The 12,020-nt window shown below is 56.5% G+C and carries 11 protein-coding genes; 8 read left to right on the top strand and 3 right to left on the bottom strand.

Annotation, left to right across the window (positions count from 1 at the left end):
• The 5 genes from murJ (at window position 1) to C7476_RS19325 (ending at window position 4,377) form a co-directional block, all read left to right on the top strand.
• The gene (gene murJ / locus C7476_RS19345) at window positions 1-1,584 is read left to right on the top strand and encodes a murein biosynthesis integral membrane protein MurJ (RefSeq protein ID WP_114431508.1); all 1,584 of its coding nucleotides are present in this window, start codon (window positions 1-3) and stop codon (window positions 1,582-1,584) included.
• Between the two features lie 14 nt (window positions 1,585-1,598).
• Complete coding sequence (locus C7476_RS19340) at window positions 1,599-1,967, top strand: VOC family protein (RefSeq protein WP_114431549.1); 369 nt, start codon at window positions 1,599-1,601, stop codon at window positions 1,965-1,967.
• Window positions 1,968-2,076: 109 nt separating this feature from the next.
• On the top strand, window positions 2,077-3,156 hold the full coding sequence (gene trpS / locus C7476_RS19335) for a tryptophan--tRNA ligase (protein WP_114431507.1): 1,080 nt from the start codon (window positions 2,077-2,079) through the stop codon (window positions 3,154-3,156).
• A gap of 53 nt (window positions 3,157-3,209) precedes the next feature.
• Entirely contained in the window at window positions 3,210-3,698 is a 489-nt protein-coding gene (locus C7476_RS19330; protein ID WP_114431506.1) for a universal stress protein, read from the top strand.
• A gap of 100 nt (window positions 3,699-3,798) precedes the next feature.
• Window positions 3,799-4,377, top strand: a complete 579-nt coding sequence (locus tag C7476_RS19325) for a NifU family protein (protein ID WP_114431505.1) — start codon at window positions 3,799-3,801, stop codon at window positions 4,375-4,377.
• Between the two features lie 53 nt (window positions 4,378-4,430).
• On the opposite strand, the gene C7476_RS19320 is transcribed toward C7476_RS19325, so the two are convergent.
• The 3 genes from C7476_RS19320 to xylF form a co-directional block, all read right to left on the bottom strand.
• Window positions 4,431-5,210, bottom strand: a complete 780-nt coding sequence (locus C7476_RS19320; RefSeq protein WP_114431504.1) for an ATP-binding cassette domain-containing protein — start codon at window positions 5,208-5,210, stop codon at window positions 4,431-4,433.
• 13 nt (window positions 5,211-5,223) lie between these two features.
• Complete coding sequence (locus C7476_RS19315) at window positions 5,224-6,531, bottom strand: sugar ABC transporter permease (RefSeq protein WP_114431503.1); 1,308 nt, start codon at window positions 6,529-6,531, stop codon at window positions 5,224-5,226.
• 83 nt (window positions 6,532-6,614) lie between these two features.
• Entirely contained in the window at window positions 6,615-7,658 is a 1,044-nt protein-coding gene (xylF, locus tag C7476_RS19310; protein WP_114431502.1) for a D-xylose ABC transporter substrate-binding protein, read from the bottom strand.
• A 208-nt stretch (window positions 7,659-7,866) separates the two neighbouring features.
• Here xylF and C7476_RS19305 point away from each other — a divergent pair, with 208 nt between their 5' ends.
• The 3 genes from C7476_RS19305 to xylA are packed head-to-tail and all read left to right on the top strand — an operon-like array spanning window position 7,867 to window position 11,898.
• Window positions 7,867-9,114 carry an ROK family transcriptional regulator gene (locus tag C7476_RS19305; RefSeq protein WP_114431501.1) on the top strand — a complete coding sequence of 416 codons (1,248 nt, stop codon included), beginning with the start codon at window positions 7,867-7,869 and terminating at the stop codon, window positions 9,112-9,114.
• Between the two features lie 22 nt (window positions 9,115-9,136).
• Window positions 9,137-10,591 carry a xylulokinase gene (xylB, locus tag C7476_RS19300; protein ID WP_114431500.1) on the top strand — a complete coding sequence of 485 codons (1,455 nt, stop codon included), beginning with the start codon at window positions 9,137-9,139 and terminating at the stop codon, window positions 10,589-10,591.
• Window positions 10,588-11,898 carry a xylose isomerase gene (xylA, locus tag C7476_RS19295; RefSeq protein ID WP_114431499.1) on the top strand — a complete coding sequence of 437 codons (1,311 nt, stop codon included), beginning with the start codon at window positions 10,588-10,590 and terminating at the stop codon, window positions 11,896-11,898. Before xylB ends, xylA begins: the two co-directional genes overlap by 4 nt.
• The last annotated feature ends 122 nt before the right edge of the window (window positions 11,899-12,020 follow it).

Raw genomic sequence — 12,020 nt, 5'->3', positions numbered from 1 at the left:
ATGAGCTTGGTCAAGAAATTTGCAACAGTTGCATCCGGCACATTGATGAGCCGCGTCTTCGGTTTCACGCGCGAAATGCTGATGGCCTCTGCGTTGGGCACAGGACCTGTCGCCGATGCTTTCAATGCTGCCTTCCGTTTTCCAAACACGTTCCGGCGGCTCTTCGCGGAAGGCGCGTTCAACTCTGCTTTCGTGCCCTTGTTCGCCAAGGAAATCGAAGCCAATGGGCTCGATGGAGCGCGTCGTTTTTCCGAAGAGGTATTCGGGGTCCTTTTCACCGTGCTGCTCGGCCTGACGATCCTGATGGAACTGTCAATGCCGCTGATCGTCCGCTTCGTCATAGCTCCGGGCTTCGTGGCTGACCCGATGAAGTTCGACAACACCGTATCAATGGCGATCATCATGTTCCCCTACCTCGCCTGCATGTCGCTCGCCGCCATGATGAGCGGGATGCTGAATTCATTGCATCGCTATTTCGCTGCGGCGATCGCTCCCGTTTTCCTGAATGTCATTCTCATCGGCGTGCTCGGCTATGCCTGGTGGAAGGGCCAAGACGGCAGGGCGGTAGGCTATGCACTGTCCTGGGGAGTCATGGTCTCCGGCGTGGTTCAGCTGGCCATTGTCTGGTTCGCGGTGCGTAATGCTGGCATTTCCATCGGATTCCGGTTGCCCCATATAACCGCCAACGTCAAACGCCTCCTGATACTGGCCTTCCCCGCCGCCGTAACTGGCGGCATCACGCAAATCAATTTGTTGATCAACACGAACATCGCTTCAGCAAAATCGGGTGCCATCTCGTCTCTGGCCTATGCTGACCGTATCTATCAATTGCCGCTCGGTGTCGTCGGCATAGCGGTCGCGACAGTTCTCCTGCCCGAACTGGCGCGTGCGCTGCGCTCTGGAAATCTGAAGGAAGCAGGCAGCCTGCAGAACCGCTCAGTCGAGTTCACATTATTTCTTACGCTTCCTGCTGCTGCCGCCCTGTTGGTGATGTCCGAACCGATCGTTCGGATGCTGTACGAACGCGGCAATTTCTCCACCGCATCGACGCACACTGTCGGCAATATCCTGGCGATCTACGGGCTTGGCCTCCCGGCATTCGTCCTGATCAAAGCCTTCTTGCCGGGGTTTTTCGCCCGTGAAGATACCCGCACGCCGATGATCTTTGCGGCCATTGCCGTCATTGTGAACGTTAGTCTCGCACTGACGCTATTTCCGATCATGGCAGAGACCGGCATCGCAACGGCCGAGATAGTCGCCGGTTGGACGAACGCAATTCTACTTTTCATTACCCTCGTCTGGCGGGGACATTGGGGGCGCGACATCCCTCTGCTTACCCGCATACCACGACTGATTGTTTCCGCCGGTCTCATGGGCCTTGCACTCTATTGCGCAATTCGCTGGATGGGTCCGGCTCTTGAACCGCATGCGCCTTTGCACACGCAAGCCGTCGCAGTCGTATCGCTGGTCGGGTTGTCGATGATCCTCTACTTTGCGCTCGCTTTCGGGACAGGTGGTGCCAGCTTCGGGATGATCCGCCGGAATGTGAAACGAGGAACAAAAACGCCTGAGGATGGGTCGTGAGCCGGTTTATCGGTATGATCACACTTGTCGTGCGCGATTATGACGAGGCGATTGCCTGGTACACAGAGGTGCTCGGCTTTTCGCTTGTCAACGATACGGCGCTTTCCGAAACAAAACGTTGGGTTGTCGTCGCGCCAGGGAATGTTGACACCCGGCTATTGCTGGCGAAAGCGGATGACGACAGACAGAAAGCCCGCGTCGGCAACCAGACCGGCGGCCGCGTCGCACTGTTTCTGCATACGGATGATTTCCCGGTGGACCACGCGAAGATGGTGGAGGCGGGCGTACATTTTCTTGACGAACCTCGCCATGAGACCTATGGCAGCGTCGCTGTGTTCGAAGACCTCTACGGTAATAAATGGGATCTGCTGGAGCTCAAATGAAGGTTGGTATCGATTGGGCTTGAATAGAGCGTCTCCCTCTGCCAAAAGCTCGGTTTCATTGCTGTCGGAGCCTTAGAAGCCCGATCCCCGAACGATCAAGGACGATTTTATGAGCACGTTTGAACCGCTCGTCTTTTCCGGTGTCCAGCCTACCGGCAACCTGCATCTTGGCAACTATCTCGGCGCGATCCGTCGCTGGGTTGCTTTGCAGGAAAGCAGCAAATGCATCTACTGTGTTGTGGACCAGCACGCGATTACCCCTCCCATTTCCGTCTGGGGCGGGCCGGCCGAACTCATGCGCAATACGCGTGAGGTCACCGCGGCTTTCCTTGCTTCTGGCATCGATGCAAAAGAGAACATCGTTTTCAACCAGAGCCGCGTGCATCAGCATGCCGAGCTGGCATGGGTTTTCAACTGCATTGCCCGGATGGGTTGGCTCAACCGCATGACCCAGTTCAAGGACAAGGCCGGTAAGGATCGTGAAAATGCGTCCGTCGGTCTGTTCGCATACCCGAACCTGATGGCGGCGGACATCCTTGTCTACCGCGCCACGCACGTACCCGTCGGTGAAGACCAGAAGCAGCATCTGGAGCTGACGCGCGACATCGCCCAGAAGTTCAACACAGATTTTTCGGATCGGATCGCTGAACTCGGGCTTGGTGTTGAAACACAATCGGGTGATGAAACGATTTCCAGTTTCTTTCCGCTGACCGAACCGGTCATCGGCGGGCCAGCAGCACGCGTCATGAGCTTGCGCGATGGGACCAAGAAGATGTCAAAGTCCGATCCATCGGACCTCTCGCGCATCAACCTGACAGACGATGTGGATACGATCTCGAAAAAGATCCGGAAGGCCAAGACCGATTCGGAACCTCTGCCATCCGAGCTCGAAGGATTGAAGGATCGGCCAGAAGCTGACAATCTCGTCGGTATCTATGCTGCATTGGTCGACAGCGACAAGGCCACCGTGATCCGCGATTTCGGCGGACAGCAATTCTCAACCTTCAAGCCCGCCCTTGCTGACCTCGCGGTGGAAAAGCTTGCGCCGATCGCTGCGGAAATGCGGCGAATTTCTGCGGACCCCGGCTTTGTCGATGCCGTCCTCAAAGATGGTGGCGAGCGTGCGAGCGTTCTTGCAGAGAAGACGATGCACAATGTCCGTGATATTATCGGATTTCTGCAGAACTAGACTACGCCAGGGAAAGCCTTGCGGACGATCAATGCTTAGGGCAGGTTGCGCACATGGTATCAAGACGTCTTAGCCGCGAAGCCGGCCACCGCCGCAAATTTCTGGCCGTCATTGACGAGACGCCGGAATGCGAGCGTGCAGTTGCCTACGCCTCGCGCCGGGCCAAGACGACCGGCGGCGTACTCTTGCTGCTGTTCGTTATCGATTCAGCAGACTTTCAGCAGTTTCTCGGGGTTGAACAGATCATGCGTGCGGAAGCCCAGGAACGGGCCAATTCGACGCTCAGCAAGTTTGCCGCCAGCGTCCGGGAAACAATAGGGATCGAGTCGGAACTTGCTGTCCGCGAAGGCATTACATCCGACGAGATTCGGAAGCTGATCGAAGAAGATCAGGATATCGCCATCCTTGTCCTGGCGGCAGGTTCCGGCAAGGACGGACCTGGCCCGCTGGTTCAATCGTTGGCAGGACGGGAATCCTTTTCCATTCCAGTTACGGTCGTGCCCTATAATCTGTCTGATGAGGATATCGACGCGATTACCTGATTACGTCGACCAAACGTGATATAATCCTGACTTGAAGAGAGTGGTTTAAAGGCCTATATGCCTATTTGAATAGTTCTAAACTAGATATGCGAGATCTGCCATGTTCATCCAGACCGAAGCAACGCCCAATCCAGCGACCTTGAAGTTCCTGCCTGGAAAGGTGGTGCTTGAAGAAGGAACCGCCGATTTTCGCGACGCCGCAAGTGCTGGCGAATCTTCACAGCTTGCTGGCAAGATTTTTGGCGTCCCGGGCGTCACCGGCGTATTTTTTGGCTATGACTTTGTCACTGTCACCAAGAGCGAGGGCCCTGAGTGGCAGCACCTCAAACCTGCCATTCTAGGTGCGATCATGGAGCATTTCATGTCCGGCGCACCGGTCATGGCCAATGTCAGCCAGATCGCTGACACCGCCCAGCGGGAGACCGATGGTGAATTCTTCGACAGCGCCGATACCGAGATCGTCGATACAATCAAGGAACTTCTTGAAACCCGCGTCCGTCCCGCTGTTGCTCAGGACGGCGGCGACATCACATTCCGCGGTTATGAAAACGGTACGGTGTTTCTGCACATGAAAGGCGCTTGCTCGGGCTGCCCATCGTCCACCGCGACGCTGAAGCACGGCATCCAGAACCTGTTGAAGCATTTCGTTCCGGAAGTTCAGCAAGTCGAGTCGATCTGAATTTTCAGTTTTGTGATACAAAAAAGGCCGCTCAAAGCGGCCTTTTTTGTTGTCTAGTTTACCGCGCCAGGGCCTGGTATCGCACCGGGCGGGCACTTTCCGAGAATGATCATGCCGAGCACTTCGTCCTCATTGACATCGCCAACCTTGGCAGTGCCAACCACCTGACCGTTTTTCATCACCGCCACGCGATCAGCGAGGTGGAACACGTCATGAATATCGTGGCTGATCAGAAAGATACCGATGCCTTCACTCTTCAGTTGCTTGATCAGTTCGCCGACCTGCGCGGTTTCCTGCGGTCCCAGCGCCGCAGTCGGCTCGTCCATGATCAGTATCCGGGCGTTGAACAAGATCGCGCGTGCAATCGCCACAGATTGGCGCTGACCACCCGAAAGTGCCTTGACCGGGTCCTTGAAACGCTGGAATCGTGGATTGAGCCTACCCATGACTTCGCGGGCGCTGTGCTCCATCGCGACGTCATCGAGAGTGCCCCAGGGCGTCATCAACTCACGGCCGAGATAAAGATTGGCGGCCGTATCCACATTGTCCGCGAGTGCCAGGGTTTGATAGATCGTTTCGATGCCATAGGCCTTGGCATCACGCGGATTGTTGATTGCCGCTTCTTCTCCGTTGACCTTGATCGTACCATTGTCACGCTTGTAGGCGCCCGACAGTATCTTGATCAGGGTCGATTTTCCGGCACCGTTGTGACCGAGAAGCGCAACGACTTCACCCGGAAAAAGATCGATCGAAGCTCCGTCGACTGCACGGATGCCACCAAAGGCAATCGAGATATCTTCCATATCGATGAGAGGCGTTTGTGTGTTGGTCATGATTGTTCCTCCCTCAAGCTGTACGGCGGCGGTAAATTGTGTCCAGCCAGACGGCCACGACAAGAACCAGACCGACAACGATATTCTGCAGTGGCGTATCGAGACCGAGCAGAACCATGCCCGAGCTTAGTGATTGCATCAGCACCGCGCCGATCATGGCGCCGGCGATGGTGCCGACACCGCCAGCCAAGGACGTTCCGCCGATAACGGCGGCGGCGATGGTAAGGAGTTCGTCGAGAGTGCCTTGTGCATTGGTTGCGGCATTGAGACGAGCGGTGGAAATGGCACCCGCAATGGCGCAGAGAATCCCCATAATGATGAAAATCTTCATCGTCACCCAGCGCGTATTGATACCCGCAAGATCTGCGGCTTCCGGATTGCCACCCATGGCGAAGACGTAACGGCCAAAACGGGTGCGCGTCGACAGGAACGTCATGATGAGACCCGCAGCAACAGCAATCAGCACCGGAATTGCAATGCCGTGTGAGATGAACAGCCCCCCATCGGGAATTGTGATGTTGTTGGTTTCGGCATATTTACGGACGATGCCGATCGGCCAGTAGTATGCATTGGCAACGGCGACCGCGCCGAGCACAAGAACGCACCCCACGGCAGCCATGAAGGCTTCAGCCCATACAGGACGACGGGGAAAGTTGAACCGTTTACGCTGGCGCCTACCATTAATTATCATCCCGACTATGGCGATACAGACGACGACGCCAACAACCCAACTCCAGAATGCACCAATTGAACCCTCGGGGCCTCCGCCCATAAGACGGAACGTCGAGTCCATTGGCGCAACCGTGCGGCCCGAGGTAACCCACCAGGCAGCGCCACGCCATACGAGAAGACCACCAAGCGTGACGATAAAAGCCGGCACGCCCAGAAATGCAATGATAAAGCCCTGAAATCCGCCGATGAGCGCGCCGGTGATGACGCCAACACCAAGCGCAATGATCCATGTGGCCGGATGCTCGAAACCAATAAGCCTTGGCAGAAACTCGGCTTGTGTCACACCCATGATCATGCCGACAAAACCGAGAATCGAGCCCACAGACAGATCGATGTTACGGGTAACGATGATCAGCACCATCCCGGTCGCCATGACTGCAACTGAGGATGTCTGAACAGACAGGTTCCAAAGGTTGCGTGGCGTCAGAAACTGACCGCCCGAGAGAAACTGGAAGGCAAGCCAGATAATGACCAGCGCTGCGATCATGCCGAGAAGACGGGTGTCAAGTTCAGTCGCCTTGAAGAATCTGGCAACAATGCCGAGCTCCGACGAACGGGCCCGATCGAGGCTGATGGCCGGATCACTCATTAAACTCTCCCAGTTTTATTGTCTTCTTAAAACGCCGCCGATCCAGTGGACCAGCGGCGTTCAATTTAGCAGATTTAACGATGTTACTTGCAGGCTGGTACTGAACCTGCCTTCACGCCCTGACAGACCACGTCCTTCTTCACCCAGCCAGCGTCGATGACGACGTCGAGATTATCCTTGGTGACCGGAACCGGAGTGAGGAAGACAGCGTTGACCTCAACCTTGTTGACGCCGCCAGCAAACTTCTGAACGTTCGGGATTTCTTCCATCTTCTTGCCATCTGCGAGGGCCGAGGCGATGCCTGCGGCTTGCTTCCCAAGTTCACGGGAATCCTTCCAGATCGTCACGGTCTGCGTGCCGAGTGCTACGCGGTTAAGTGCGGCGAAATCGGCATCCTGACCGGAAACAGGAACTGTGCCGGCAAGGCCCTGAGCCTGCAGCGCTGCGATAGCGCCGCCGGCTGTTCCATCGTTTGCGGCAACGACGGCATCGACCTTGTTGTCATTGGCAGTCAGGAACTGTTCCATGTTCTTCTGGGCGTTGGCAGGAAGCCAGCCATCCGTATAGGCTTCACCGACGTTCTTGATCTTGCCGGAGTCTATGGCCTCTTTCAGTACTTCCTGGGCGCCGGAGAAAAGGAAATCCGCGTTCGGATCAGCGGAGCTGCCCTTGATGAAGACGTAATTGCCTTCAGGCTTCACGGCAAATACGCCACGTGCCTGCATGCGGCCAACTTCCTTGTTGTCGAACGTGATGTAGAACGCATCCTTGTTTTCGATCAGGCGATCATAGCCTACGACCGGAATTCCTTCGGCAACGGCCTTCTCGACTGCAGGTCCGATGGCGCTCGAATCCTGCGCCAAAATGATCAGGGCATTGGCACCTTGCGAAATCAGGCTTTCAACGTCGGTCAGTTGTTTGGACGCAGAGGACTGCGCATCTGCCGAGATGTACTTGTCGCCATTGGCTTCCAGTGCTTTTTTGATCGCGGCTTCATCAGTCTTCCAGCGCTCTTCCTGAAAATTCGACCACGAGACGCCGACGATCTTGTCCTTTGCCACAACGGGGCCGGCAAATGATACAGCAAGGACAGCTGCCCCCGCCAATGCGGTTGCATATTTCTTCATGGTAACCCTCCCGGTGCATTTAGCACGTTGACTGAATGAATGCAGGCACTTTACCTCCGGCCAGCATCGCAAACCCCTTTAATTCGAGGCTCGAAAAAAATAGTGACTTAAAAGCATTTACGTGTCAACTTAGATTTTCGTAGCATGGCTCACCGCGCCGCATGGGGTATTGTGGTGCACTGGAATCAGGTTTTTGGGAGGAAATCGTTTGTTCCTAGATGAGATTGCGCGTCCTGACGACGTCAGGCGGCAGAACCGACGGCTTGTGCTCGCTACGTTGCGGCGTCACGGACTGCTTTCTCGCACAGACATCGTGGCGCAGACCGGCCTCAGTCCGTCCACTGTCTCCGCCATCACGACCGCGCTCATTTCGGAGGGAATTATAGCCGAGAGCCGCGACGGCGATATCATCGCCAATCGGCGTGGACGCCCTCAGGTGGCACTAACGCTGAACCCGGCGGTAGCGACGGTTGCGACCGTCGAACTCGCGCTCAATCTCGTTCATGCCGTTCTGTTCGACTACAAGGGCCAGATGATCGCCGAGGAATTCCACCGCGTTTCAACACTCGATGCAAAGTCGGATGATCTGATCCATTCCATATGCCTGATGCTTGACAATCTGCTCGAAAGCCGTCCGTCCAATGCGGGCCCTCTCATGCATATTTCGATGGGCGTGCAGGGCGTGACCGACGCGGCAAGAGCAACCATGCTATGGTCGCCGATCACTCCGGACATCAACATTGCTTTCGGCGAGGTACTTTCGAAGCGATACGACGTCACCGTCGCTGTTGCCAATGACTGCAACATGATTGCCGAGGCGCTGCGCTGGACTGATCCTGAGCACTACGCAGAGGACTTTGCGGCAATCCTCCTATCCCACGGGATCGGCATGGGACTTTACCTGAAGGGCAAGCCCTTTCTCGGCGCTCACTCCTCCGCCGCGGAGTTCGGTCACATGTTGCATGTACCAAATGGCGCACTTTGCCGTTGCGGACGTCATGGCTGTATCGAAGCCTATGCCAGTGACTATGCCATTTTGAGGAGGACATCCGGTCAGGACGAGAAAGACCAGCCGGCACAGGATGTGGATCCGGCAATCTATGACGAGGTTGCAAACAGGGCCCGCACCCGCGATGGCGAAGAACGTGCTGCTTTCCGCAAGGCAGGTCAGGCAATAGGTTCAGGTTTGCGGAGCCTGTTTTCCCTGATCGACCCGATTCCTGTGGCCTTGGTTGGATCAGGCGCAGCTGTTTTCGACCTTATCGAAGACGACTTGCGCGATATTGTTTCCGGTACCTCCGGCTGGGGAGCAGCGCAGGAGTTGAGTATACGTTGCTATCCGGATGAACATCCGCTGATCCTGCAAGGCTGCATGATGACTTCTCTGCTTCACCTCGATACACAGGTTTTTGCACCAGGCGACGCAGGTGATACGCCAATCAAGCGGGCAATTTGAACAGAATTCAGGAGGAGAATCCATGTATCTTGGCCTTGATTTGGGCACGTCCGGCGTCAAGGCGCTCTTGATCGGCGAAGACCAATTGGTCATCGGATCCGGAACCGGGACGCTCGATATTTCACGACCGCATTCCGGCTGGTCGGAGCAGGATCCATTGCATTGGATCAAGGCCACCGAAGACGCAATTCAGACCCTCAAAACCACGCACGCCAAAGAGCTTGCTGCGGTCAAAGGTATCGGCCTATCCGGCCAGATGCATGGCGCGACGCTGCTCGACAGCAATGACCAGGTACTTCGTCCCTGCATTCTGTGGAACGATACGCGCAGCCACAAGGAGGCTGCCGAACTCGACAGCGATCCGAAGTTTCGGGCGCTGAGCGGCAACATTGTTTTTCCAGGGTTCACCGCACCAAAGGTCGTCTGGGTCAGGAACAACGAGCCGGAGACGTTTACCAAGCTGCGCCGCGTGCTGTTGCCAAAAGATTATTTGCGGTTGTGGCTCACCGGGGAACACGTGTCGGAAATGTCGGATGCGGCGGGCACGTCATGGCTCGATGTCGGCAAGCGCGCATGGTCGTCGGAGCTTCTCGCAGCAACCGGTCTCGATATCAGCCACATGCCTTCGCTGGTTGAGGGGACCGAAGTCTCCGGCACCCTCAAGACTGATCTCGCTTCCCGGTGGGGCATGGGCAGCAGCGTTGTGGTTGCCGGCGGAGCAGGCGACAATGCCGCTTCGGCCTGCGGCATGGGGACGGTCGGCGAAGGCCACGCCTTCGTCTCGCTCGGAACATCCGGCGTGCTCTTCGCTGCCAATGGCTCTTATCTGCCAAATCCGCAGAGCGCGGTTCACACATTCTGCCATGCCCTGCCCGATACCTGGCACCAGATGGGTGTTATCCTGTCGGCAACCGATGCCCTGAATTGGTACGCCGGCATTACATCACGCAAACCTGCCGAACTTACCGGAGAACTGGGCGACGATCTGCGTGCGCCGTCTGGCGTGACCTTCCTGCCGTATCTTTCCGGTGAACGTACGCCGCTCAACGATTCCGCAATTCGGGGTTCGTTTCAAGGGCTTGAGCATGCTAGCGACCGCGCGGTCCTCACACAGGCAGTCTTGGAAGGCGTGGCTTTCGCATTTCGCGATTGCCTCAACGCACTTGCGGCGGCGGGCACCAAGCTCGATCGTGTTACCGCGGTCGGTGGCGGGTCACGCTCGACCTATTGGCTTAAAGCCATCGCAACTGCGCTGAATATCCCCATCGATGTGCCAGCGGACGGCGATTTCGGTGCGGCTTTCGGTGCCGCACGCCTCGGATTGATCGCCGCAGAAAAAGCTGACCCACGGGCGATTTGCGCCGCGCCTGCGACCGACTACACGATCGAACCGGAAGCCCATCTCATCGGCGATTTCGACGCGGCGTACAATCGCTACCACAATCTTTACCCAGCATTAAAAGGAGTTCAATCATGAGCAGCGGATTTTTCGGCGACGTAAAACCAGTCAAGTATGAAGGGCCGGACAGCACCAATCCGCTCGCCTATCGCTTTTACAATCCCGACGAAATCGTTCTTGGCAAACGGCTCGAGGACCACTTGCGATTTGCCGTAGCCTATTGGCACTCATTCGTCTGGCCGGGCGGCGATCCGTTCGGGGGACAGACCTTCGAGCGTCCCTGGTTCAACGATACGATGGATGGGGCCAAGCTCAAGGCAGACGTGGCATTCGAAATGTTCTCGATCCTCGGCGCGCCCTACTTCTGCTTTCACGATGCCGACGTGCGCCCGGAAGGCGACAGCATTGCCGAAAGCGACAAGCGCCTGCATGAAATCGCTGATTATTTTGCAGCAAAGATGGAAAAGACCGGCACCAGGCTTCTGTGGGGCACCGCCAACCTCTTTTCCAACCGCCGCTACATGTCGGGCGCCGCGACCAACCCTGACCCGGATGTCTTTGTCTATGCCGCCGCGACGGTGAAAACGTGTATCGATGTGACGCAAAAGCTGAAGGGCGAGAACTACGTTCTTTGGGGCGGACGCGAAGGCTACGAAACGCTGCTCAACACCGACATGAAGCGCGAACTCGACCAGATGGGGCGGTTTTTGAGCCTCGTTGTCGACTACAAGCACAAGATCGGCTTCAAGGGCGCGATCCTGATCGAACCGAAGCCACAGGAGCCAACCAAGCATCAGTATGATTACGATGCCGCGACGGTCTATGGTTTCCTCAAGCGTTTCGGCCTCGAGAAAGAGGTCAAGGTCAATCTGGAACAGGGCCACGCCATCCTCGCCGGGCATTCCTTCGAGCATGAAATCGCCACGGCAGCCGCGCTTGGCATTTTCGGTTCGATCGACATGAACCGCAATGACTACCAGTCTGGCTGGGATACGGATCAGTTCCCGAACAACGTCCCTGAAGTGGCCGTCGCCTATTACGAAATTCTGAAAGCTGGCGGCTTTACGTCCGGCGGCACGAATTTCGACGCGAAGCTGCGTCGCCAGTCGCTCGATCCGCAGGATCTGCTGATCGCCCATATCGGCGGCATGGATACTTGCGCGCGGGGCCTCAAGGCAGCGGCGAAGATGGTCGAGGACAAGGTTTTGACCGGGTTCGTCGATGATCGCTATGCCGGCTGGTCGACACCGCAAGCGCAGGACATGCTCTCGGGCAAGGTTTCACTTGAAGAGATCGCAAAGCAGGTCAATGACAGCAACCTGCAGCCGCAGCCACGCTCCGGCCGCCAGGAATATCTGGAAAACGTCGTCAACCGCTACGTTTGAAGTTGCGGGTAAAGGAATAAGTTCTCAGCTGAGAACTTATTCCTTTAGCATTTTGGGAATAGAACTAGCGAATCTTTGTGCGGGTTTACTCCGTTTTTGCGTGAAAACGAGCTATTCTTGCG

The sequence above is a fragment of the Phyllobacterium bourgognense genome (assembly GCF_003337575.1).
GTDB lineage: Bacteria > Pseudomonadota > Alphaproteobacteria > Rhizobiales > Rhizobiaceae > Phyllobacterium > Phyllobacterium bourgognense.
Note: the sequence above shows the minus strand (reverse complement) of the source record. Positions and strands in the feature narration are given on the sequence as shown.